This window comes from Enterobacter cloacae complex sp. I2 (assembly GCF_014896205.1).
Taxonomy (GTDB): domain Bacteria; phylum Pseudomonadota; class Gammaproteobacteria; order Enterobacterales; family Enterobacteriaceae; genus Enterobacter; species Enterobacter quasihormaechei.
The window spans coordinates 50,362-73,102 of sequence record NZ_JADBRA010000006.1 but is presented as its reverse complement, the minus strand read 5'-3'; the positions used below and the strand labels follow the sequence as shown (position 1 = coordinate 73,102).

Genomic DNA, 22,741 nt, shown 5'->3' with positions numbered 1-22,741 from the left:
CAGTGAGCGGCATCACACTATGCCGTTCACTAAAGCTAGGACGTTGCTATACATTTGCCAGGAAAAACTGACAAATTGCGCACTATATGAGAAGGAATAGTCCGAAACCGATCGCCGCTGACCAGAGCAGCATCGGGATTGACCATAGATGGAAGCGCCACCAGATGCGGCGATCGTTGGCCATGCGCAGGGCGATAAGGTTTGCCAGCGAGCCGGGCAGCAGCCCAAAGCCACCGACGTTGACCGCCCACGCCAGCAGCACCGTAGGGGGGACATAGTTAAGCAGTAAAATGGTGGACGGCACGTTACTGATTACCTGCGAAAGACCAATCGCCGTCAGCCATAATCCCGGCTGCGACAAACCGCTGACGCTCTGGAGAACGTTCTGCAATGCCGGGAGCTGGATCAGCAGGTGCACGTCAATAAACATCGCCATAAACACCAGCAGCAGCGTCCAGTCGACGCTCACCAGCACCCGCCGGGCGAGGAACAGGAAACCGCACGCTACCAGCAGCGCGCCCGCCAGCGCCTGGTTTAGCTCCAGCGCGGTGAGGAAAACGATATACAGCCCCAGGCAGCTCCAGACGAGACGCGGCTGCCACTGGGGGCCGGCTGTACCGCTGTGGTACTGCAACGTTTTATTCGGGAAGGCAAACCAGCAGACCACCAGCAGCGTCGCCACGATCGCCAGCGCCAGCGGCGCCATCTGCCCGGTAAACGCGGTAAACGACAGGCCCGAGCGTCCCCACAGCAGAATGTTCTGCGGGTTACCGATCGGCGTAAGCAGCGAGCCCGCATTGACGGCCAGCGCTTCAAAAATAATCAGGCGGGTAACCGGTATTTCGCACAGCTTACGCAGCGTGAGCGTCAGCGGCACCACAATGAACAGCGCCACGTCGTTAGTGAGAAACGTCGACAGCAGCGCCGCCGAAAAGACCATGAACAGGGCCAGCTTGCGCTCGGTGGCAAAGCGGCGCACCATTTTGCGCCCCAGCACGTCAAAATAGCCGCTCAGCTCAACGCCTTTGGTGAGCATCATCAAACCGCTCAGGGTAATAATGGTGCGCCAGTCTATTGCCGCGGGCCAGGCCTGCGGCCTGAAAGGCACAAAGACGCTGAGCCCAACGCCAATGATGAGTAAAAGATGGAAAAAGCGATCGCGTTTCAGGGCCTGCAAACCGGGAATGTTCATTCAGCGGAGGGACCGTATTTGAGCGTAAATTCGCGGAACTTCACCAGCGTCTCTTCGCTGACGTGGTGTTCCATCCCTTCGGCGTCCCGACGGGCAATGTCCGGGCTGACGCCCAGCACCAGTAAAAAGTTCTCGACGATCTGATGGCGCTCGCGGCTCTCCTGCGCCAGCTTTTCGCCTTCAGCGGTAAGAAACACCCCGCGCCAGGGGATCATTTCGATCAGCCCTACCGACGCCAGACGTTTTAACATTTTGGCCACCGTTGGCTGAGACACCCCCAGCCGTGCGGCCATATCGACCTGGCGCGCTTCGCCCACCTCACGGATCAGGTCGGAGATCAGCTCTACATAATCATCAATCAGTTCCCGGCGGTGCGCCTCACGCACCTGACGGAAGCCTTCCACATGCTCTTCAACGTTCACCAGTTGCGTCGTTTTTTTTGTTGTTGGCTTACCTGCGCGACGGTTCATTGTGCTTCCTCAATGGGGTTGACGCTTCCAGCGCCCTGTAACGGAGCGCACATTGTAAACCATAGCTCTACAAGCACAAAAAATTAACGAATTAGCCATAGCTATACAATATAGCCTGTGCTATATCTGTATGTAATGCAGTCACCCTTCACGGATCGAAGGGATCATGAATCAGGAGGTCTTATGAATGAATTCAAGAGGTGTATGAACGTGTTTACCCACTCTCCTTTTAAAGTGCGCCTGATGCTGGTGAACATGCTGTGCGATATGTTTACCACCAAACCGCAGCAGGACGACAAATCTTCCCACTAAGCGGCGTCGCGGTACGCCGCTTCATTTTCCCGTCATTTTTCTCCGGCACAATGTCCTTTTCCCGATTATTTTTGCGGATTTGTAGCCCCCTTCGCAAAACATCTGTTTAGCAACTGTTGACCTTACTTCACGCTCGCACTATCTTCTTGCAGCCCTGCATCCTTTGCGGCTCGCTGAAGCGGACCCCTCATTCCCTTTTCACGCACAGTCAGGCAGGCTTTGACCCTTGGCGCCAGGGTGAGCACATGGCGTTTTCGTGATAGCGATCTATGAACGTAACCCTGATTGATACACTTGTTACCCGCAGCCGGGCCTTAAGCCCGTGGACGGGATTCTATTTTTTGCAATCGCTGCTGATTAACTTTGCCCTTGGCTACCCCTTCAGCCTGCTTTATGCCGTCGGATTCACCTGCATCCTTCACCTGCTGTGGCAAAGCGCACCGCGCGTGCAAAAAGTGCTTATCGGGATCTGTTCTCTGGTTGCTGCCGCCTATTTCCCGTTTGGCCAGGCCTATGGCGCGCCGAACTTTAATACCCTGCTGGCGCTACACTCCACCAATATGGAAGAGTCCACGGAGATCCTGACGATCTTCCCGTGGTACAACTACGTGGTTGGCCTTTTCATTTTTGCCCTGGGCGTGATGGCGGTTCGTCGTAAGCCCGTCGAGAAAAAGCGGTGGGGTAAAATTGAAAGCCTGTGCCTGGCCTTTAGCGTGGTGACGTTTTTTGTCGCGCCGGTACAAAACCTGGCCTGGGGCGGCGTGTTTAAGCTGAAAGATACCGGTTATCCGGTGTTTCGCTTCGTTAAAGACGTGGTGGTGAATAACGAGGAAGTGCTCGACGAGCAGGCGCGTATGGCCGAGCTTTCCACAATGAAAGATACCTGGAACGTGCTGGCGGTAAAACCGAAGTATCACACCTACGTGGTGGTGATCGGTGAAAGCGCGCGTCGCGATGCGCTCGGCGCGTTTGGCGGTCACTGGGATAACACGCCGTTTGCGAGCGCCGTCAACGGTACGCTGTTTACCGACTACGTGGCGGCCAGCGGCTCAACGCAAAAATCTCTCGGTCTGACACTCAACCGCGTCGTGGATGGTAAGCCGCAGTTTCAGGATAATTTTGTCACCCTGGCCAACCGGGCCGGTTTTCAGACGTGGTGGTTCTCCAACCAGGGGCAGATTGGCGAATATGATACCGCCATTGCCAGCATCGCGAAGCGTGCCGACGAGGTACAGTTCCTGAAAAGCGGTGACTTTGAAGCGGACAAAAATACGCAAGATGAAGCGCTGTTGAAAATGACCGCGCAGGTTTTTGCCACCCAGCGCACCCAGCCGCAGCTGATTGTTCTGCATCTGATGGGTTCCCATCCGCAAGCCTGCGACCGCACGAAGGGAAAATACGCAGATTTCGTGCAGTCGAAAGAGACCTCCTGCTACCTCTACACCATGACGCAAACCGACGATCTGCTCAGCAAGCTGTACGCACAGCTGCGCAACAGCGGCGACAGCTTCTCAATGGTCTATTTCTCTGACCACGGTCTGGCGTTTAAGGAGCGCGGAAAAGAGGTGCAGTATCTGGCCCACGATGACAAATTCCAGCAGAACTTCCAGGTACCGTTTATGGTGCTGTCGAGTGATGACAAAACGCATCGCATCATTAAAGCGCGTCGTTCCGCGAACGATTTCCTGAAATTCTTCTCCCAGTGGACGGGGATTAAGGCGAAAGAGATAAAAAATGATTACCCGTTTATCTCCGGCAAGAAGGGCCCGCCAGTGTACATTACCAACTTTAAGTTACAGAAAGTCGACTATAACCATCTGGGAACGGATATTTTCGATATTAAGAGTAAGTGATCTCTGCCTCTCGTGCGGACTGATGTCTTCACACTGGCCTCTCCTACCGGAAGAGGCACAAACACTAAAAACGGCAACCTCTGGTTGCCGTTTTGCTTTTTCCTTACCAAAAAAAATCCGCCTCAAAGGGCGGATTTTTTACTGGCTCACCGAAGTGATTAGAAGCGGTAACCTACGCCCGCAATCCAGGTGCCAACGTCAACGTTGCGGATACGGCTCTGCTCATAGGAGAAGTCCAGAGCAACGTTTTCGATTGGGTTGAACTGCATACCTGCGCCATAGGAGAAACCGTAGTCGCTGTTGCTAGCAGTACGGTTCAGACCCTGGTTTTCGGTCTGCTGGAATTTACCGTAGCCAACACCTACAACACCGTAGATGCTTGCCCAGTCATTCAGGCGGTAAGCAGGACCCGCGGTGATGCCGTAGTACTGACCTTTATTGTAAGAGCCATTTTCAGTACGATCTTTCTCGGTGTAAGTGAAAGAACCGATCACACCCAGCGGGTTGTTGTCTTGCTCGTAACGGTACTTCAGGTTGAAACCGTTGGTTTTGTTCATCACGCCCTGCATATCGCTCTGAGCGTAACCACCAGTTACAGTAGAAGTTGCCGCTACAGCGGTACCTGCGGAAACAGCCAGAACAGCTGCCAGTGCTGAAAGACATGCAATTTTTTTCATAACCACCTCAAATGTGCTTCAAGTAAGTCCGTAAGTTTTAAATATATCAAAAAAATCTGTGAAACTCTTTGTCATTCACGATGTCTAATGCGACCTTTCCTGTAACAGAACATTTCCAGCACCAGCTATCTTGTTCAAATAACTCCAGATTTTCACCTTCAAACGCTAATAGTGCGCGTCATCGCCAGAAAGTTCATCCAGATTATTCCTAATCTTTCAGGCGATAAAAGCATCAACCTTTCCTCATTTTACGGATTTTCCCTGGATTTTTTTCAACAGTAGCTCAACCGTCGCAGCTTATTTCCATTACACTGCGACTTTTACCTCTTTTGACAAAAATTGACAGGAGAAAGGATGCCTGGTTTACCCCGTAAATCGTCGGTCTGGATGCCGGTGGTCGTCATACTTATCGCGATGATGTCCATTCAAAGCGGCGCGTCGCTGGCAAAATCGCTCTTTCCGCTGGTTGGTGCGCCGGGCGTTACGGCGCTGCGTATCGCGTTAGGCACCCTGATCCTCGTGGTTATCTTTAAGCCCTGGCGGCTACGTTTTAAAAAGGAGCAGCGCCTTCCCCTGCTCTTCTATGGGCTGGCGCTGGGAGGGATGAACTACATGTTCTACCTCTCTATTCAGACTATCCCGCTGGGGATCGCGGTTGCGCTTGAATTTACAGGCCCGCTGGCGGTTGCCCTCTTCTCTTCTCGTCGTCCGGTGGACTTTATCTGGGTCATACTGGCCGTGCTGGGGCTCTGGTTCCTGCTGCCGCTCGGTCAAAGCGTTTCACAGATCGATCTGACGGGGGCTGCTCTGGCGCTGGGCGCGGGGGCTTGCTGGGCGGTGTATATTCTCACTGGCCAGCGTGCGGGGGAAGAGCACGGCCCTGCGACGGTCGCCCTGGGCTCGCTGATTGCCGCCATCATCTTTGTCCCGATCGGCATGGCGCAGGCCACGGATTCGATCTGGCAATGGTCCATTCTGCCGGTCGGGCTGGCGGTCGCTATTCTCTCCACGGCGCTTCCCTACTCTCTGGAGATGATCGCCCTGACGCGGCTGCCTACGCGTATTTTTGGCACGCTCATGAGCATGGAGCCCGCGCTGGCCGCAATCTCCGGCATGATTTTCCTCGGCGAAACCCTGACGCTGGTGCAGACGCTGGCGCTCTGTTCCATTATCGCGGCGTCAATGGGCTCCACCCTGACCATGCGTCCGGAACCAAAAGTTGAAAAAATTGACCTCAACTAGCCCTTAAATTCTGCATGGCTTACCGGCCATGCAGAATAGAGGTCTCGTCGACGCTTCAAATAATTTCTTACAAACTCTTCTATATTGCCAAAATATTTCAGCTGCCCGCCTTGTCTGGGAAGGAATTAAGATTGATCTGCATCAATTTATATAAAATATATAAAACTCAATAAGTTAAAACTTCAACCCACCTTTCGCTATTAAACCAATAGGCAGAGCCAAACCGCAGGGAAAAAATCCGGTGCTATACTTAATCCCGTAATTACCTGGGACACAAACATCAAGAGGATATGAGATTATGAGTACCGCTAAACTGGTGAAAACGAAAGCGTCTAATCTGCTTTATACCCGTAACGATGTATCGGATAGCGATAAAAAAGCGACCATTGAGTTGCTGAATCGCCAGGTGGTCCAGTTCATCGATCTTTCGCTGATCACCAAGCAGGCCCACTGGAATATGCGCGGTGCAAACTTTATTGCCGTTCATGAAATGCTGGATGGCTTCCGCACAGCACTGGTGACTCACCTGGATACCATGGCCGAACGCGCCGTACAGCTGGGCGGTGTGGCACTGGGTACCACGCAGGTGATCAACAGCAAAACGCCACTGAAAAGCTATCCGCTGGATATCCATACCGTTCAGGATCACCTGAAAGAGCTGGCGGACCGTTACGCGATCGTCGCGAACGACGTGCGTAAAGCGATTGGCGAAGCGAAAGACGAAGACACTGCGGATATCTTTACCGCTGCCTCCCGCGACCTGGATCAGTTCCTGTGGTTTATCGAGTCCAACATCGAATAATCCCTGCGGATTATCTGAATAACCCTCGCCCCCGGCGGGGGTTTTGCACATTTATGGTGCGCACTTTTGTCCGCAATGGCCGCAAAAGTGAATAAAATGTAATAATCACCTCACACAACCGTTAACGGAAGATTGTTTTTTCGTCAGATTCTGCGCTAAATATCCCCCTGTCAGAAGACCTTAACGAAGCGCACCAAAACGGTGCTCCATTCTGGTGCAACATGACAGGATTGCCACGCTTTTTGTGCAATGCGTGACATCATCCCCTTTGCAAAACAACAGCTTGTAAAACTGGCATGATTTTTTCATTGTGCCAGAGGTTCTCGCAGGGGATCGCCCCGTGGATATAAAAGGAAATGCTATGAAGTCTGTATTAAAAGTTTCACTGGCTGCACTTACCCTGGCGTTTGCGGTGTCCTCGCAGGCCGCCGACAAACTTGTTGTGGCGACTGACACGGCGTTCGTACCGTTTGAATTCAAACAGGGTGACAAATACGTGGGTTTTGACGTCGATCTGTGGGCCGCTGTCGCAAAAGAACTCAAGCTGGATTACACCCTGAAGCCAATGGACTTCAGCGGCATCATCCCGGCGCTGCAAACCAAAAACGTTGACCTGGCGCTGGCGGGCATCACCATCACCGAAGAACGTAAAAAAGCGATCGACTTCTCTGACGGCTACTACAAAAGCGGCCTGCTGGTGATGGTAAAAGCGGATAACAACGACGTCAAAAGCGTGAAAGATCTCGACGGTAAAGTGGTCGCCGTGAAGAGCGGCACCGGTTCCGTGGATTACGCGAAAGCCAACATCAAAACCAAAGACCTGCGTCAGTTCCCGAACATCGACAACGCGTATATGGAACTGGGCACCAACCGCGCTGACGCGGTGCTGCACGACACGCCTAACATCCTGTACTTCATCAAAACCGCAGGGAACGGCAAGTTCAAAGCGGTAGGCGATTCTCTGGAAGCACAGCAGTACGGTATTGCGTTCCCGAAAGGCAGCGACGACCTGCGTAATAAAGTGAACGGCGCGCTGAAAACCCTGAAAGAGAACGGCACCTATAACGAAATCTACAAAAAATGGTTCGGTACCGAGCCTAAATAACTTCACCTGAACTCAGGTTTGTAACGCCCGGTGGCGCTCACGCGCGCCGGGCCTACGTTTTTCGTTTTTCACCACGGTATACAGGAATACATCATGCAGTTTGACTGGAGCGCCATCTGGCCTGCCATTCCTCTCTTGCTTGAAGGCGCTAAAATGACCCTGTGGATTTCGGTCCTCGGTCTGGTTGGCGGGTTGATTATCGGTCTGGTGGCCGGTTTCGCTCGTACCTACGGCGGCTGGATTGCAAACCACATCGCACTGGTTTTCATCGAAGTGATCCGCGGCACCCCCATTGTGGTGCAGGTCATGTTTATCTACTTCGCCCTGCCGATGGCCTTCACCGACCTGCGCATTGACCCGTTCAGCGCAGCCGTTGTCACCATCATGATCAACTCCGGCGCCTACATTGCGGAAATCACCCGCGGCGCGGTGCTGTCGATTCACAAAGGCTTCAGCGAAGCCGGTCTGGCGTTAGGCCTTTCCCGTCGCGAAACCATCCGTCACGTGATACTGCCGCTGGCGCTGCGCCGCATGCTGCCGCCGCTGGGTAACCAGTGGATCATCAGCATTAAAGACACCTCGCTGTTTATTGTTATCGGCGTGGCCGAGCTGACCCGTCAGGGCCAGGAGATCATCGCGGGTAACTTCCGCGCCCTGGAAATCTGGAGTGCGGTCGCCGTTGTCTACCTGATTATCACGCTTGTTCTGAGCTTTGTTCTGCGTCGTCTTGAAAGAAGGATGAAAATCCTGTGATTGAATTTAAAAACGTTTCCAAGCACTTCGGCCCAACCCAGGTGCTGCACAATATCGATTTGAACATCAGGCAGGGCGAAGTGGTGGTGATCATCGGGCCGTCCGGTTCCGGTAAATCCACCCTGCTGCGCTGCATTAACAAGCTCGAGGAGATCACCAGCGGCGATCTGATCGTCGATGGCCTGAAGGTTAACGATCCGAAAGTGGACGAGCGCCTGATCCGCCAGGAAGCGGGCATGGTGTTCCAGCAGTTTTACCTGTTCCCGCACCTGACGGCGCTGGAAAACGTCATGTTTGGCCCCCTGCGCGTGCGCGGGGCCAGCAAAGCGGCGGCGGAAACGCTGGCCAAAGATCTGCTGGCGAAAGTGGGTCTGGCAGAGCGTGCCCACCACTACCCGTCAGAGCTGTCCGGCGGCCAGCAGCAGCGCGTGGCCATTGCCCGTGCGCTGGCGGTGAAGCCAAAGATGATGCTGTTTGATGAGCCCACGTCCGCGCTCGACCCGGAGCTGCGTCACGAGGTGCTGAAAGTGATGCAGGATCTGGCGGAAGAAGGCATGACGATGGTGATCGTGACCCACGAAATCGGCTTTGCCGAAAAAGTGGCGTCTCGTCTGATCTTCATTGATAAGGGCCGTATCGCGGAAGACGGCAATCCGCAGGCGCTGATTGCGAACCCACCGAGCCAGCGTCTCCAGGAATTCCTGCAACACGTCTCCTGATAGCCACACACTGAGCCGGGCATGCCCGGCTTTTTTACGCCGGATTGTTCCCAAAAACTCCCCTCCGCGTCTCGCCCTCTATACTTATCATTTTGCACGATATTTTTGTCGGAGGACGCCGTGCCGTGGATCCTGTTACTCCTGTTTAGCCTGTTTAGCGCGCCATCGCTCGCTGTAACCATTCCCGGCGTCACCACCGGAGCCACCGCCACCCAGCAAAATGCGGCCCCAGAACCGGACGCTGAAAAGAAAAAAGCCGCCTACAGCGCACTTGCCGACGTGCTTGAGAACGACACGTCCCGGCAGGAGCTGATCGATCAGCTGAGGAAAGTGGCCGCCACGCCGCCTCAGGATCCGGTTCCGACCATTGCGCCGCCGGAAGTCGAAGAAGAAAAGACGGTGCTGGAAAACGTCACCGACATCAGCCGCCGCTACGGGGAAGCCCTGTCGTCGCGTTTTGCCCAGCTCTATCGCAACCTGATTGGCACCTCGCATAAGCCTTTTAACCCCCACACCTTCTCCGCAGCCGCCACGCAGTTTTCTATTCTGGCGGGTGCGGTATTCATCTTCTACTGGCTGCTGCGCCTGTGCGTCTGGCCGCTCTACCGGAAGATGGGCCAGTGGGGGCGTAAAAAGAATCAGCATAAAAGCAGCTGGCTGCACCTCCCGGCCATGATTACCGGGGCCTTTATCATCGATTTGCTGCTGCTGGCGCTGACGCTGTTTGTCGGTCAGCTGCTGGCCGACCGTCTTAATACCGGGAATAAAACCATCGCCTTCCAGCAGGGGCTGTTCCTGAACGCCTTTGCCCTGATCGAGTTCTTTAAGGCGCTGCTGCGGCTAATATTCTGCCCGAACGTGCCGGATCTTCGCCCCTTCGCCATTCAGGATCGGAGCGCCAAATACTGGGCGGTGCGGCTGAGCGTGCTGAGCGGATTGATTGGCTACGGCCTGCTGGTCGCCGTGCCGATTATCTCCAACCAGGTGAACGTGCAGTTCGGCGCGCTGGCGAACGTGCTGATCATGCTCTGCATTACCGTCTGGGCGCTGTACCTCATCTTCCACAATAAAAAGGCCATCACCGACAGCCTGCTGAACCTGGCCGATCGCTCCCTCTCCTTTTTCAGCCTGTTTATTCGGGCCTTTGCGCTGGTGTGGCACTGGCTGGCCAGCGCCTATTTTATCGTGCTGTGCTTCTTCTCCCTGTTCGATCCGGGCAACAGCCTGAAATTTATGATGGGGGCGACGTTCAAAAGCCTGGCGATTATCGGCATAGCGGCGTTTGTTTCTGGCCTGCTTTCCCGCTGGCTGTCGAAAACCATCACCCTGTCGCCGCAGGTTCAGCGGAATTACCCGGAGCTGCAAAAACGGGTAAATGGCTGGACGTCGGTGTCGCTGAAGGTGGCGCGCATTCTGACCGTCTGCGTGGCCATCATGCTGCTGCTGAACGCATGGGGCCTGTTTGACTTCTGGAACTGGCTGCATAACGGCGCGGGGGAAAAAACCGTCGATATTCTTATTCGTATCGCGCTGATCCTGTTCTTCTCCGCCGTCGGCTGGACGCTGCTGGCAAGCCTTATTGAGAACCGGCTGGTGTCGGATGTTCACGGCAGGCCGCTGCCGAGCGCCCGCGCCCGCACGCTGCTGACCCTGTGCCGCAACGCGCTGGCGGTGATCATCAGTACCATCACCATCATGATTGTGCTGTCGGAAATCGGGGTCAATATCGCCCCGCTGCTGGCAGGTGCCGGTGCGCTGGGGCTGGCGATCTCCTTCGGCTCACAGACGCTGGTTAAAGATATTATCACCGGCGTTTTCATCCAGTTTGAGAACGGGATGAACACCGGTGATCTGGTGACCATCGGAGCGCTCACCGGCACGGTGGAGCGGATGTCCATTCGTTCGGTAGGCGTGCGTCAGGATACCGGGGCGTACCACATTATTCCGTGGTCATCGATCACCACCTTTGCCAACTTTGTGCGCGGCATTGGTTCGGTGGTGGCGAATTATGACGTCGATCGTCACGAGGATGCCGATAAGGCGAAGCAGGCGCTACGCGATGCGGTGAGCGAGCTGATGGAGATGGAAGATATTCGCGGGCTGGTGATTGGCGAGCCGTCGTTCGCGGGCATCGTCGGGCTGACGAACACCGCCTTTACCCTGCGCGTGTCGTTTACCACCCAGCCGCTAAAACAGTGGACGGTGCGCTTTGCCCTCGACAGCATGGTGAAAAAACACTTCGATCTGGCGAACGTGAGAGCGCCGGTGCAGACGTATCAGGTATTGCCGCCGCCCGCTTCGCCGCTCCCTCCGCAGGAGCCGACGCTGTAACCGAGCCGGGTGGCGGCTTCGCCTTACCCGGCCTACGATGGGGTGCTATTTGCGGCGTTTGTTATCGTCCATAAAGGTCCAGGCGATAAAGCGGCTCTGCTTCTGGCCCTGCGCCATCTCTTTTTTGACGACCTTCACCGCACCGACGTCGGTGAGCGCACGGTACAGCGGCGGCAGGTTATCGCCACGGGAGACCAGCGTGGTAAACCATTTCACCTGGCGACCGAAGCCTTTACTCTCGGCAATCATGCGCAGAATAAAGGCCACTTCCCCGCCCTCGCACCACAGCTCCTGCTGCTGGCCGCCAAAGTTTAGCGCGCCATCTTCAGCCTGACCCAGGTTACGCCGCTTGCGTTCGCTTCCCGCACGTGCAGAGGCGGCGGAGTCGTGGAACGGCGGGTTGCACAGGGTGGCATCATAATTTTCGTTCTTGTGAATAATGCCGTTGAAAATAGCAGCCGCATCCTTCTGACGACGCAGGCGTACGGCTCGGCTTAACCCCGGGTTAGCGTTAATAATGGCCTGCGCGCTGGCGAACGCTTCGTTACCGGTCTCGCTGCCGGTAAATCGCCACTGGTACTCATGCGCGCCTATCAGGGGATAGATCAGGTTCGCGCCGGTACCGATATCAAGAACGGTAGCCTGTTTCGGCACTACGCCATCGTGGTCTTCCGCCAGCAGATCGGCAAGGTGGTGGACGTAATCCGCACGCCCCGGTACCGGCGGGCAGAGAAAGCCTTCAGGGATGTCCCAGTGCGTAACGCCATAAAAATGGGCCAGCAGCGCTTTGTTCAGCGTTTTAACCGCCAGCGGATCGGCGAAGTTGACCGACGGCTCACCGGCTGGGGTCTGAACGATAAAATCCTGCAACTCAGGGCAGCTCTGGCACAGGGCTTTCATGTCGTAGCGGCTACGGTGGCGGTTACGCGGGTGCAATCCCGGCTTTTGGGAAGTCATGGCATTCTCCTTTAAACAGCCGCGTAAGATACCCTGTGACGGCGCGGGGGTAAATATCTCTCTGAGCCGCACAAAAAAACGACAAAAATCAGCCACCTGTATGTCTATGATCTGTCAGCAAATTGTCAGTATTTATCGTTCAAAAAACACGCAGATCATCATCAAATTTTTGCGTTAAATCACACTCGTCAGGCTTCTAAACTAAAAAGGAATCACCTGTTGTTTCCCTGAGGATGTGAAGATGAAAACGTATTTGACCTTTATTATTGCGGGTGCGCTGGCAGGCGCATCGTTCTCTGCCTGGTCCGTTCAGCCTCTGACCGACAGCACCGACACCGGCCAGCTACGCGCTGCCGGGACTGTCTCCGTCAGCCGGGCAAGCAACCTTGATGACCTTCAGGACAAGCTGGCCGAAAAAGCCCGTCAGGAAGGGGCTAAAGGCTTCGTGGTAAATGCCGCCGGTGGCGATAACCATATGTACGGCACCGCGACTATCTATAAATAACCCACCTCCTTCCGGACTGCATCCGTCCTGCGGATGCAGTTCTCTTTCTCTGCGCCTTGACTGTGCGTTTTTTAACCCCATATTGATAATATGGCTTTAACCACTCAGGGGAACAGTATGGCTTCCGGTTGGACGAATGACGACGCCGTTAACGAACAGATCAACAGTACCATTGAAGATGCGGTCGCGCGTGCTCGCGGCGAAATTCCGCGCGGCGAAAGTTTGACGGAATGCGAAGAGTGCGGGGAACCCATTCCCGAGGCACGGCGTAAAGCCATTCCGGGTGTACGGCTTTGCATCGCCTGCCAGCAGGAGAAAGATTCAAAAAACGCTTCACATTCAGGATATAATCGCAGAGGATCGAAAGACAGCCAGTTACGTTGACTTTCCTTTACCGAAGCTAACCCCACTTGCCGCTTCCTTTACGCTCACGACTTTTAGCGAAGCGCGTAGCAAAACGTGCCCTTGTCATCCGTTCTGTAAAGCGCTTCAGCAAGAAGTGTAAATCGTGCGTCTGAATTTATTAATAATCAATAAGTTATTTGTCATTCAAATTTTTTGAGTAACCACGTCAATTCTCTTCGATTTTATCTCTCGCAAAAAAGCGTGATACTTATCACATCGACGGAACATCGTCCCCTTAACAGAATAACCTGCGAGAACTTAGCCATGAAAACGATCAAATATGCTGTTGCTGCTGTTGCCCTGTCCGCCCTCTCTTTCGGCGCTTTCGCTGTAGAGCCTGTTTCTTCTACTCAGGCACAGAATCTGAATAAAATCGGTGTGGTGAGTGCAGAAGGCGCAACCACGCTGGACGGTCTGGAAGCAAAACTGGCTGAGAAAGCAGCGGCTGCCGGCGCAAGTGGATACACCATTACCTCCGCTAACGGTAATAACAAACTGAGCGGTACTGCGGTTATCTACAAATAATCGAACGAATTTTGCTCCACCCTCACCCTCCCTCTGGTGAGATGCTCCAACCCTCATTGACCCTGTTGTTGTTACCCTTTGTTTGCCCGTCCGCCACTGGACGGGCTTTTTTTTATTTAAAAGGACTGCGCCACGCGCTGCATTCCGGCTTCCACCGTCTCCACTTCTCCCGTAGCCAGCAGGCAGCAGGCCATTTGCAGCCGGATCGACTGCGGAACCGGCACCTTTCCGGCCAGACACTGCACGATCCAGTGCGCGGTAACCTGCGGATCTTTCGATTCAGGCAGAATGACATCGCTGCTTTCTTCTCCACGTTCAAGCACAACGCGGGTCCCGGCAGGCTCAATGAGCATCATCTGCGGACAACGCTGGGGATTGGCGTAAACCTCCCCTTCGGTTCCATGCATCAGCAGCGCCCGCCCACCGATTTCGGCAAAAAATTGCCCGACGCGCGTCACGTACTCCGGATGGGAGACGCTGGAAAGACGCAGCGCGGCGTCTTCGGCAAACGGCGTCACCAGCTTTGCCAGCGTGTGAGCGCTGTTACGTACGCCCATGCGCCAGCGCATGTCCAGTTGCTTTTCCAGCGGCGGGCAGAGCGCACTCACGGGGATATAAACCGGCTGGTTCCCTTCAAGCTTTGCCTGCGCCTGGCCGGCATGGAGGGTCGGTTCGATGCCTAACAGCTCAAGAATGGTTTCTGTCAGCACGCGCGTCGGATCTTCGCTCACGCCATGGACCACCACCGGGAAACCGAGCTTCTGCAACAGAATAGCCAGCAGCGGCGTGAGGTTTGCCTGTTTACGCGCGCCGTTATAGGTCGGGATCACAATCGGCATCGGCTTCGTGACGGGCGGGGTTAAGCGCATTGTCTGCGACTGCATGGCCTCATAAAAGCCGCGCATCTCCGCCTCACCTTCCCCTTTAATACGCAGCGCAATCAGTATGCCGCCCATTTCCAGTTCCGGCACGTCGCCATTCAGCATGTGCGTGTACAACGCACGGGCTGTTTCCTGGTCCAGATCGCGAGCGTGGTTTTTTCCACGCCCTACCTCTTTGATAATTTTGCGGTAATCCACGACATTTCTCCTGACTGCATCATCTTGTTAACAATATAGCCCTGATGACTGGCTGGCCGTTAGTTTTTTATCAGGCAAGGCAACCTTCTGTTTTGATGATAAAAAATAAACACAACCTTTTTTTCAATTATTTGTGATTTCTATGGCTAATTCATAACCATACATTTTTTGATTAAATAACCCACGGAAAGTCATTAAGGGTCAACGGTGAAACGTCCAGGCAACGTTCTCGCCAGAAACATATCAGGATTTGCTATGAACAAGGTTGCTTTAGGTTTAATCATCGCCGCAGCGGTGGGATGTTCTGCGTCCACGTTTGCGGCAACAAACGGTGAAGGACAAATAAACTTCACCGGGGAAATTATCGATTCTGCTTGTCAGGTCGTGAATGGATTAAGTAATCCATTAAATGTGCAGTTGGGTAAAGTGTCTAAAACGGTATTTACCGGTGCAGGCTCTACCAGCACCTTAACGCGGTTTGATATTAAGTTAACGAATTGCCCTGACACGGTCACCTCCGCTGCGATTAATTTCGGCGGTAAGCCGGATGCGAATAACAATTCAACGCTTGCCTTAACGCCAGATACCGATGCGGCGACGGGCGTGGCGATTCAGCTGGTGGATGCGTCAGAGCAGCCGGTCAGCCTGTATACGCCGTCGCAGCAGTATCAATTAACCTCCGGTACGGCGGTTAACGATCTGGAGTTCGGCGCGCGTTATATTCAAACCGGCGCGGCAATTACCGCAGGCCCCGCTAACTCTGTATCGACCTTCACCGTTATTTATAACTGATCTTATCAATCCGGAGAGAGTAATGCTTTTGCGAGCATTACTCTCTCCTCTATTAATTGAGAAATCTTTATGCGCCACGGTTATTTACTGAGCACGCTTTTACTGGTAGCCGCCACTTCACATGCAGGCGTCATTATTAATGGCACCCGGCTGGTCTATCAGGGAGATAAGAAGGAATCTTCTCTTGGTCTTTCAAATCCAGATGCGACGGATTATCTGGTGCAGTCCTGGGTCGATTCCGGCGGTAAAAACCAGGCCAAAGCCCCGTTCCTGATCACCCCGCCGCTTTTCCGTCTGGATGCGCAGGAAGATAACGTTCTGCGCGTGGTGCGTACGGGCGGAAATTTACCGGAAGACAGGGAATCCCTGTACTGGTTGAACATTAAAGCGATCCCTTCTTCAAAGCACGTTGAGGGCGTGAATACGCTGCAAATTGCAATCAACACCCGCATTAAACTGCTGTATCGCCCGTCTGCGGTAAAAGGCCGACCGGAAGATGTGGCGGATAAACTTGAATGGCATCGCGAAGGCAACGACCTGGTGGTGAATAACCCTACGCCCTTCTATATGAATTTCCAGACCGTCACGCTGAATGGTCAGAAAGTCACGAAAGCGACCTGGGCCGTTCCGAAAACGGAAACGCATTTTGCCTTACCGGGTAATGTCGGGGGCGCGAACGTGACGTATTCCATTATTACTGATTACGGCAGCATCAGCCATACGTTCTCGAAATCCGTTCATTAATACTTCCCCGGTAATAAAATAATCATGTACAGCGATAAAAAGCCGTTCACCTGCCGAATTTCATCACTGCTGGTCATTCTTTGTGGCCTGGCAATGGCGATCTTTGCCCAGCAGGTAATGGCTGATGATTATTTTAACCCTGCCCTGCTGGATATTGATAATCCCCAGCAGGGAAAAACCGATCTGTCCGTTTATGAAAAAGGGCCCGGCCAGGCACCGGGAAAATATGAGGTCGCGGTGTTTATCAATAATAATAAAATTGATACCCGCAACGTGACCTTTACGCTTGAGAAAGATCCGCAGGGCAACGGCACGCTGCAACCTTGTTTTAGCCTGGACGATTTAAAAAGCCTCGGTATTAAGACCAAAAAATTTCCGCAGCTGATGGCCAAAGGCCAGTGCGCCAATTTACGTGTCATCCCTGCGGCATCCGCAACCTTTCGCGTTCGCAACCAGCAGCTGCTGCTGAGCATTCCTCAAACGGCGCTGGGCCAGGTGCCTCGCGGTTACATTGACCCGAAAGCGTTTGACGAAGGCATCACTGCCGGCCTGCTTAACTACAGCGCAAATGCCAGCCACAGCCGTGCACGCCAGCGCGGCGAGCAGGATAACAGCAGCCAGTACGTTAACCTGCGTCCGGGTTTGAACGTTGGCGCATGGCGCATTCGCAACTATTCCACCTGGAATCGCAGCACCACGGGTAAGGAGGAGGAACAGAAATTCACCTCCGTTTATACCTATGCGCAGCGCGATATTGTGGCGATGAAAAGCGACGTCACCGTCGGCCAGAGCTCATCGCCTGCCGATGTTTTTGACAGCGTGCCCTACACCGGCGTGGAGCTGAAATCCGACAACGACATGCTGCCGGACAGCGAGAAAGGCTATGCGCCCATTATTCGCGGCACTGCCCACAGCAACGCGCTGGTGGTGGTTCGCCAGAACGGCTACGTCATTTATCAAAACACGGTCGCGCCGGGCGCGTTCGAAATTAACGATCTTTACCCCACCGGAAGCAGCGGCGACCTCCAGGTGACCGTGAAAGAGACCGACGGCAGCGAAAGCCATTTCGTGGTGCCGTTTGCCTCCGTGCCGGTATTGCAGCGTGAGAAAAACCTGCGCTACAGCGTGACCGCCGGACGCTATCGTTCTTATGACAAAGACGTGGAAAAGACTCCGTTTGCCCAGGGCAGCGCCATCTACGGTTTACCCTACGGTGTTACCGCCTACGGTGGCGTGCAGCAGAGCAGCCATTATCAGTCTCAGGCGGTCGGCGTCGGGAAAAACATGGGCGATTTAGGCGCCTTCTCCATTGACGTCACCCGCGCCAAAGCCCTGCTGAAAAAACAGCAGGCCAGCAAAGGCCAGTCGTGGCGCGTGCGCTACAGCAAAGATATCGTCCAGTCAGGCACTAACTTCTCGCTGGCCGGCTATCGCTATAACAGCAAAGGGTTTTACACCCTGGAAGACACCATGGAGTCCTATACCCGCGCTGACGACTGGTCTGCACCGCAGCAGCGCCGCGCCCGCACCGAAGCCACCGTTGACCAGACGCTGCCGGAAGGCTGGGGGTCCCTGACCCTGAGCCTGGTGAAAGAGACCTACTGGAGCCAGAGCCAGAACATGACCTCCGTGAGCGTCAGCTACAACAACAGCTGGCACGGCGTGAGCTACAGCCTCAGCTACAGCATGAACAAAAACACCAACGACAGTGACGAAGACGGCAATGAGGTGACGAACGATAACCAGTTCGCGCTGAGCGTCTCGGTTCCGCTGGATCGCTGGATGCATAACACCTGGGCCACGTACAACCTGAACAACACCAAAGAGGGCACCACGCAGAACATCGGTCTGAACGGTACGGCCCTGAAAGAGGACAACCTGAACTGGAACATTCAGGAAGGGCTGAGCAGTACCGGCAGCGGTAACTCCACCAGCCTTAACGCCGATTACAAAGCAACGTATGGCGAACTGAGCGGCGGCGTCAGTCAGGATAAATATCAGCAGAGCGTGAACGTCGGGCTACAGGGCGGCGTGGTGGCCCACGCAAACGGGATAACCCTGAGCCAGCCGCTCGGGGAGACCATCGCGCTGGTGAAAGCGCCGGGCACGCACGGGACGCACATCACTAACCAGACCGGCGTTGAAACCGACTTCCGCGGTTACACCGTCGTGCCGTTCGTCACTGCGTATCGCCACAACACCATTGCGCTGGATACTGAAACGCTGCCGGACGACGCCGACGTCACCCACGCGGCGCAGATCGTCACCCCAACCCGCGGGGCCGTGGTGCGCGCCAGCTTTAACACTCGCGTGGGCAACCGCGTGCTGATGACGCTCACGCACAACGGCAAACCGCTGCCGTTCGGCGCGACGGTCACCACGGAGGATAAGGACAGCGAATTTATCGTCGGTAATGACGGCCAGACCTATCTCTCAGGTCTGCCGCAGCAGGGGCATCTCGCCGTTTCCTGGGGACAGGACGCGAGCGAGCGCTGCATCGCTGACTATGCGCTAACGGATGAGAAAGAGAAAACCAGCATCATTAACGCTGCCGCGCAGTGTCACTGATCCACCGTTCAGGCTAACGATTATGCAAATGATTAAACAGTGCTTTTTCTTACTGGTTCTCGGGACCGCGGCGTTATTTATGCCGCACGCGAAGGCAACCTGTACGTCGTCCGATTTGCCCCGGCAGATTAACGTCGCCGCCATCTCCGTCTCCAGCACCCTGCCCGTGGGCGCCACTATCCCGGGTACGGAACAAACCGTTCACGTGGCGGGTAATTGCTATAACCCTTCTGACTACGGGCTGCCGATTGTGGCGTGCTACTACGGCTCGGGTCTTGAAATACCGGGGCTCTCCGGCGTTTATGAGTCGGGCGTTGAGGGCGTTGGCGTGGCGCTGATGAATGATAAAGGTCAGCGAATTACCGGCGCGGGCGGCATGTACTGTAATTCCACCGCCACGCCGCTCGGGTTTGTTTCAACGGATTCCAGCGAGGCGTTCAATTTTAACGTGACGCTGGAGCTGGTTAAAACGAGCGATACGGTGAAATCCGGTTCGCTTTCTCAGGCGCAGTCAAAGTTTGGCATCGGCGTTTATCAACATGAAGGCATCAGCGATCCGAACACCATTTCCTATGCCGGGAACGTTGAACTTCAGAACGTGACCTGCTCCGTCCTGCCGAAAAACCTGACCGTAAACCTGGGCGATTTCCCGGTGAGCGATTTTGTCAGCGTCGGGATGCTGTCAAGCCCGGCGCAGAACTTTGACGTCACGGTGAACTGCAACAGCACCGTGCAGCCAGAGGTTAAGGTCACCAGCGCCAACGGCTATGAATCGGCGTTCGAAGGGGTGCTTAAGCTCACACAGCAGACCGGCGTGGCAACCGGCGTCGGGGTGAGAATGCTGTTTGATGACCATATCGCCACCTTTGATACCTATGTGAACACGCAAAGCGAGGCCATTGCCAACGAAACGCTGGTGATCCCGTTTGAGGTTCGTTACGAGCAGGTCAGCGATGTTGTTACGCCAGGACCTGCCAACACCGTTGCCACCATTACCCTCGCCTATAAGTGACCGACATGAAAAAGCGTATTGCGATTCTGGCGCTGGGGCTGATCGCCCAGGCTCACGCCGACGATATCCAGATCCAGATGAACGGGAATATTTACGCCAACACCTGCATCATTGACAGCGCCAGCCGCAACCTGACGGTAGATTTAGGCCAGGCGGTGTCGGGCAGTTTTAAAGACGTGGGGGATACCGGCGAGTGGAAAGACTTTTCGCTCTCGGTGTCGCACTGCCCGGCCACGCTTGCGCTTGCCACGGCCTATTTTTACGGCCAGGCCGACAGCGTGCACCCGACGAAATTCGCCAATATCGGCAGCGCAAAAGGGCTGGCGCTGGAGCTGGCAGACCGTCAGGACAAGATCCTGATTGCCCCGCAGGCCGCCTTTAACGCCGCCATTAACCCGAGTGACCACACGGCCACGTTCCCGCTGTCCGCACGCTACTACGCCACGTCCATGCCCGTCACCGCCGGCACGTTCAGCAGCGTGATTCAGGTGACCTTCACTTACCAGTAGGACCGCGCCCCTTAGCACGGATGCTTTTCCTGCTCCTGCGCCCGGCGGCCAGTTTTGCCGGGCGTTTTTTTACCTCCGGCACCTCCGGCTGCTCAATCGGGAAGATCGGCAGCGCGTTCAGCAACCGCTGACCATAGCTTTTGGTGAGCAGACGCTTGTCATAGATCACCACTTCCCCCCAGCAGCCGTGACTACGGATTAATCGCCCCACCTGCTGGATCAGGTTAAACGAGGCGGCGGGGAGGCTTTGCACCTCAAACGGATAGCGGTTGAGGCTTTTCAGCCACTCGCCCTCGGTGATCACCACCGGGCTGTCGATGGGCGGGAAGGCGATTTTATGGATATGCACCTGCGTCAGGTAATCTCCCTTCAAATCCAGCCCTTCAGCAAACGACTGTAGCCCCACCAGCACGCTGCGCTCGCCGCTGTCGATGCGCTTGCGGTGGGTTTCCACCAGCCGGTAGCGGGGCTGGTCGCCCTGCACCAGCAGAAGCAGACGCAGGTCGGTGACGTGCTCAAGGAAACGCTGCATCGCCCGTCCGCTGGCAAACAGCACCAGCATGCCGGGGTATTTTTTGCTCTCGACCTGCTCGCGGAAGTAGGCCGCCATCTCCGCAATATGCTGCTCTTCGTTGTCGATAAGCGGCTCGTACTGCATGCGTGGAATGACCAGCTTGCCCTGCTCGCAGTGGTTGAACGGCGAGTCCAGCGCCACAAAGCGGTCGCCCGCTTTCTCTTTCAGGCCGCTCATCTCCTGCAACCGTGAAAAACTGTTCAGGGAGCGCAGGGTCGCCGACGTCACCACGACGTGCGGCACGCTGCGCCAGATGAGCTTTTCCAGCTGATCGGCCACGCGGATGCCCACGCAGTGGAAGAACAGATGGGCCTGCCCGTCCCGCACCTCGCGGGTGGCCCATTTGGTGACCGGTGCGCCCGATGCCTGCGCCATGGAGGCCAGCCGCCAGAGCTTGCTCTGGGCTTCAAACATGCCCAGCGCGCGGTTCATTTGCAGCAGAATACGGTGCAGACGCACCACGTCATGGCTACCGGTTTTCTCGCTGAGATCGTTTAAGAACATCTCCGCCAGCCCGCGCAGCTTTTCGAGGTGCTTCGCCAGCTGCTGGCAAATGTCCATCACCTCTTCCGGCAGCTCGCCCATCGCAAAGCGATGTTCTGCTTCCTGGGCGGCGGGAAGATAGAGGTTGAGGATGTTATTGAGCGAGGAAATAAGGCCGTACACCTCTTCGCAGTGCTCGCTCAGCCGCTCCGGGACCGCCAGCGGCGGCGTGGTTTTCGGGCGAAACTGCTCCATGCAGGTCGCCACCAGCTTGCAGAACAGATCCAGCTGAAGTCGAAACCACGGGGCGGTGATTTCCGCGCTCATCTCCAGCGCATCCCGCGCCACGTCAGGCAGATGGTGGCCTTCATCAAGCACCAGCAGCAGGTTTTTCGGCTCCGGCAGCACCGCCTCACTCTCCAGCGCGGCCATGACCAGCGCATGGTTGGCGACAACCACCTCCGCTTCCTGAATTTCACGTCGGGCGACGAAGAATGGGCACTCACGGTAGTAGTGACAGTTGCGGTTCAGGCAGCTGGCTTTATCGGTGCTGAGCCTGCGCCACAGGTCGTCGCCGATCGCCTGGCTGGTGTGATCCCGCAGGCCGTCCCACTTGTAGCCATCAAGATCGGCCTTCAGCTTTGCGCACTGCTCCTGTTCCGCCTTGTTATTGGGCGTCAGCTCGTCATCAAGAAAGGCGAGCAGATCCTGCTGCGAGGGCTCGCTGCTGGCCAGTGCCGCCAGATTGCGCGGGCAGACATACCGCCCGCGCCCAAAGGCGGCAGTGAAGCGAAGATCGGGGATGATTTTGCGCAGCAGCGGCAAATCTTTGCTGAAGATCTGATCCTGCAAGGCCACGTTGGCGGTGCTGACCACCAGCGTTTTGTCTTCTTCCCGCGCGATGGCGATGCCGGGAATGAGATACGACAGGGTTTTCCCGACGCCGGTCGGGGCTTCAATCGCCAGATGTCGCCCGTCGTCCCCGGCGAGCGTTTTTGCCACGTCGGCAATCATCTGCCGCTGCGGCGCTCGGGGGATAAAGTCGGGGATCTGCTGCTGTAGCGCCTTATACCAGGCGCCTATTTGCGCTTTCAGCGCGGCGGTTAAAGCCATTGGAAAACCTGAAATACTG

General features: G+C 55.4%; 22 protein-coding genes. 16 read left to right on the top strand and 6 right to left on the bottom strand.

The window, feature by feature from the left end; genetic code table 11:
- Nucleotides 1-82: 82 nt before the first annotated feature.
- Both IM300_RS06850 and mntR read right to left on the bottom strand, forming a co-directional pair.
- The gene (locus tag IM300_RS06850; RefSeq protein ID WP_193033907.1) at nt 83-1,192 is read right to left on the bottom strand and encodes an anion transporter; all 1,110 of its coding nucleotides are present in this window, start codon (nt 1,190-1,192) and stop codon (nt 83-85) included.
- Complete coding sequence (gene mntR, locus IM300_RS06845) at nt 1,189-1,662, bottom strand: manganese-binding transcriptional regulator MntR (protein ID WP_063449275.1); 474 nt, start codon at nt 1,660-1,662, stop codon at nt 1,189-1,191. The genes IM300_RS06850 and mntR overlap by 4 nt, the downstream gene beginning before the upstream one ends.
- A 183-nt stretch (nt 1,663-1,845) precedes the next feature.
- Between mntR and mntS the strand changes: the two genes are divergently transcribed.
- Nucleotides 1,846-1,974 (top strand): manganase accumulation protein MntS, encoded by a 129-nt coding sequence (gene mntS / locus IM300_RS06840; RefSeq protein ID WP_063449276.1) that lies wholly within the window; start codon nt 1,846-1,848, stop codon nt 1,972-1,974.
- Between the two features lie 269 nt (nt 1,975-2,243).
- Nucleotides 2,244-3,827, top strand: coding sequence for a phosphoethanolamine transferase (locus tag IM300_RS06835; RefSeq protein ID WP_193033906.1), 1,584 nt, complete (start codon nt 2,244-2,246; stop codon nt 3,825-3,827).
- A 158-nt stretch (nt 3,828-3,985) separates the two neighbouring features.
- Here the strand turns inward: IM300_RS06835 and ompX are convergent, their stop codons facing one another.
- A complete protein-coding gene (gene ompX / locus IM300_RS06830; protein WP_003858450.1) occupies nt 3,986-4,504 on the bottom strand; it encodes an outer membrane protein OmpX in 519 nt (172 codons plus the stop codon).
- 354 nt (nt 4,505-4,858) lie between these two features.
- Between ompX and rhtA the strand changes: the two genes are divergently transcribed.
- The 6 genes from rhtA (at nt 4,859) to ybiO (ending at nt 11,456) form a co-directional block, all read left to right on the top strand.
- Entirely contained in the window at nt 4,859-5,746 is an 888-nt protein-coding gene (gene rhtA, locus IM300_RS06825) for a threonine/homoserine exporter RhtA (RefSeq protein ID WP_063449278.1), read from the top strand.
- A 298-nt stretch (nt 5,747-6,044) separates the two neighbouring features.
- On the top strand, nt 6,045-6,548 hold the full coding sequence (gene dps / locus IM300_RS06820; protein WP_000100801.1) for a DNA starvation/stationary phase protection protein Dps: 504 nt from the start codon (nt 6,045-6,047) through the stop codon (nt 6,546-6,548).
- Between the two features lie 361 nt (nt 6,549-6,909).
- Nucleotides 6,910-7,653, top strand: coding sequence for a glutamine ABC transporter substrate-binding protein GlnH (gene glnH, locus IM300_RS06815; RefSeq protein ID WP_003858455.1), 744 nt, complete (start codon nt 6,910-6,912; stop codon nt 7,651-7,653).
- A gap of 93 nt (nt 7,654-7,746) precedes the next feature.
- Complete coding sequence (glnP, locus tag IM300_RS06810; protein ID WP_003858462.1) at nt 7,747-8,406, top strand: glutamine ABC transporter permease GlnP; 660 nt, start codon at nt 7,747-7,749, stop codon at nt 8,404-8,406.
- Nucleotides 8,403-9,125: a glutamine ABC transporter ATP-binding protein GlnQ gene (gene glnQ, locus IM300_RS06805; RefSeq protein ID WP_022647522.1), complete on the top strand. Its 723-nt coding sequence runs from the start codon at nt 8,403-8,405 to the stop codon at nt 9,123-9,125. Before glnP ends, glnQ begins: the two co-directional genes overlap by 4 nt.
- Before the next feature lie 120 nt (nt 9,126-9,245).
- Entirely contained in the window at nt 9,246-11,456 is a 2,211-nt protein-coding gene (gene ybiO, locus IM300_RS06800; protein WP_193035957.1) for a mechanosensitive channel protein, read from the top strand.
- A gap of 45 nt (nt 11,457-11,501) precedes the next feature.
- Here ybiO and rlmF read toward each other — a convergent pair whose 3' ends face one another.
- Nucleotides 11,502-12,413 carry a 23S rRNA (adenine(1618)-N(6))-methyltransferase RlmF gene (rlmF, locus tag IM300_RS06795; RefSeq protein WP_193035843.1) on the bottom strand — a complete coding sequence of 304 codons (912 nt, stop codon included), beginning with the start codon at nt 12,411-12,413 and terminating at the stop codon, nt 11,502-11,504.
- A 241-nt stretch (nt 12,414-12,654) separates the two neighbouring features.
- On the opposite strand from rlmF, the gene mcbA reads away from it, so the two are divergent.
- The 3 genes from mcbA to ybiJ all read left to right on the top strand — a co-directional run bounded on the left by mcbA (nt 12,655) and on the right by ybiJ (nt 13,848).
- The gene (mcbA, locus tag IM300_RS06790; protein ID WP_063866507.1) at nt 12,655-12,918 is read left to right on the top strand and encodes a DUF1471 family periplasmic protein McbA; all 264 of its coding nucleotides are present in this window, start codon (nt 12,655-12,657) and stop codon (nt 12,916-12,918) included.
- 117 nt (nt 12,919-13,035) lie between these two features.
- Nucleotides 13,036-13,302: a DksA/TraR family C4-type zinc finger protein gene (locus IM300_RS06785; protein WP_193035841.1), complete on the top strand. Its 267-nt coding sequence runs from the start codon at nt 13,036-13,038 to the stop codon at nt 13,300-13,302.
- Between the two features lie 285 nt (nt 13,303-13,587).
- A complete protein-coding gene (ybiJ, locus tag IM300_RS06780) occupies nt 13,588-13,848 on the top strand; it encodes a DUF1471 family protein YbiJ (protein WP_107534976.1) in 261 nt (86 codons plus the stop codon).
- 116 nt (nt 13,849-13,964) lie between these two features.
- Here ybiJ and ybiB read toward each other — a convergent pair whose 3' ends face one another.
- Nucleotides 13,965-14,927, bottom strand: coding sequence for a DNA-binding protein YbiB (ybiB, locus tag IM300_RS06775; protein ID WP_107534975.1), 963 nt, complete (start codon nt 14,925-14,927; stop codon nt 13,965-13,967).
- A gap of 255 nt (nt 14,928-15,182) precedes the next feature.
- Here ybiB and IM300_RS06770 point away from each other — a divergent pair, with 255 nt between their 5' ends.
- The 5 genes from IM300_RS06770 (at nt 15,183) to IM300_RS06750 (ending at nt 20,552) form a co-directional block, all read left to right on the top strand.
- Complete coding sequence (locus IM300_RS06770) at nt 15,183-15,719, top strand: fimbrial protein (RefSeq protein WP_063449285.1); 537 nt, start codon at nt 15,183-15,185, stop codon at nt 15,717-15,719.
- A gap of 69 nt (nt 15,720-15,788) precedes the next feature.
- A complete protein-coding gene (locus tag IM300_RS06765; RefSeq protein ID WP_107534974.1) occupies nt 15,789-16,463 on the top strand; it encodes a molecular chaperone in 675 nt (224 codons plus the stop codon).
- Between the two features lie 24 nt (nt 16,464-16,487).
- Nucleotides 16,488-19,031, top strand: coding sequence for a fimbria/pilus outer membrane usher protein (locus tag IM300_RS06760; RefSeq protein WP_139158012.1), 2,544 nt, complete (start codon nt 16,488-16,490; stop codon nt 19,029-19,031).
- A gap of 22 nt (nt 19,032-19,053) precedes the next feature.
- Entirely contained in the window at nt 19,054-20,043 is a 990-nt protein-coding gene (locus IM300_RS06755) for a fimbrial protein (RefSeq protein ID WP_193035839.1), read from the top strand.
- Between the two features lie 5 nt (nt 20,044-20,048).
- Entirely contained in the window at nt 20,049-20,552 is a 504-nt protein-coding gene (locus IM300_RS06750) for a fimbrial protein (RefSeq protein ID WP_112792568.1), read from the top strand.
- Here the strand turns inward: IM300_RS06750 and dinG are convergent.
- Nucleotides 20,539-22,722 carry an ATP-dependent DNA helicase DinG gene (dinG, locus tag IM300_RS06745; RefSeq protein ID WP_193035837.1) on the bottom strand — a complete coding sequence of 728 codons (2,184 nt, stop codon included), beginning with the start codon at nt 22,720-22,722 and terminating at the stop codon, nt 20,539-20,541. The genes IM300_RS06750 and dinG overlap by 14 nt on opposite strands.
- Nucleotides 22,723-22,741: the final 19 nt, after the last annotated feature.

Excerpts from the sequence above, each read along its gene's own strand:
- glnP (WP_003858462.1), top strand. The coding sequence starts at position 7,747 with ATGCAGTTTGACTGGAGCGCCATCTGGCCTGCCATTCCTCTCTTGCTT.
- ompX (WP_003858450.1), bottom strand. The coding sequence starts at position 4,504 with ATGAAAAAAATTGCATGTCTTTCAGCACTGGCAGCTGTTCTGGCTGTT.
- glnH (WP_003858455.1), top strand. The coding sequence starts at position 6,910 with ATGAAGTCTGTATTAAAAGTTTCACTGGCTGCACTTACCCTGGCGTTT.
- IM300_RS06785 (WP_193035841.1), top strand. The coding sequence starts at position 13,036 with ATGGCTTCCGGTTGGACGAATGACGACGCCGTTAACGAACAGATCAAC.
- dinG (WP_193035837.1), bottom strand. The coding sequence starts at position 22,722 with ATGGCTTTAACCGCCGCGCTGAAAGCGCAAATAGGCGCCTGGTATAAG.
- dps (WP_000100801.1), top strand. The coding sequence starts at position 6,045 with ATGAGTACCGCTAAACTGGTGAAAACGAAAGCGTCTAATCTGCTTTAT.
- rlmF (WP_193035843.1), bottom strand. The coding sequence starts at position 12,413 with ATGACTTCCCAAAAGCCGGGATTGCACCCGCGTAACCGCCACCGTAGC.
- IM300_RS06750 (WP_112792568.1), top strand. The coding sequence starts at position 20,049 with ATGAAAAAGCGTATTGCGATTCTGGCGCTGGGGCTGATCGCCCAGGCT.
- IM300_RS06760 (WP_139158012.1), top strand. The coding sequence starts at position 16,488 with ATGTACAGCGATAAAAAGCCGTTCACCTGCCGAATTTCATCACTGCTG.
- IM300_RS06765 (WP_107534974.1), top strand. The coding sequence starts at position 15,789 with ATGCGCCACGGTTATTTACTGAGCACGCTTTTACTGGTAGCCGCCACT.
- IM300_RS06835 (WP_193033906.1), top strand. The coding sequence starts at position 2,244 with ATGAACGTAACCCTGATTGATACACTTGTTACCCGCAGCCGGGCCTTA.
- IM300_RS06770 (WP_063449285.1), top strand. The coding sequence starts at position 15,183 with ATGAACAAGGTTGCTTTAGGTTTAATCATCGCCGCAGCGGTGGGATGT.
- mcbA (WP_063866507.1), top strand. The coding sequence starts at position 12,655 with ATGAAAACGTATTTGACCTTTATTATTGCGGGTGCGCTGGCAGGCGCA.
- IM300_RS06755 (WP_193035839.1), top strand. The coding sequence starts at position 19,054 with ATGCAAATGATTAAACAGTGCTTTTTCTTACTGGTTCTCGGGACCGCG.
- mntS (WP_063449276.1), top strand. The coding sequence starts at position 1,846 with ATGAATGAATTCAAGAGGTGTATGAACGTGTTTACCCACTCTCCTTTT.
- IM300_RS06850 (WP_193033907.1), bottom strand. The coding sequence starts at position 1,192 with ATGAACATTCCCGGTTTGCAGGCCCTGAAACGCGATCGCTTTTTCCAT.
- rhtA (WP_063449278.1), top strand. The coding sequence starts at position 4,859 with ATGCCTGGTTTACCCCGTAAATCGTCGGTCTGGATGCCGGTGGTCGTC.
- ybiJ (WP_107534976.1), top strand. The coding sequence starts at position 13,588 with ATGAAAACGATCAAATATGCTGTTGCTGCTGTTGCCCTGTCCGCCCTC.
- mntR (WP_063449275.1), bottom strand. The coding sequence starts at position 1,662 with ATGAACCGTCGCGCAGGTAAGCCAACAACAAAAAAAACGACGCAACTG.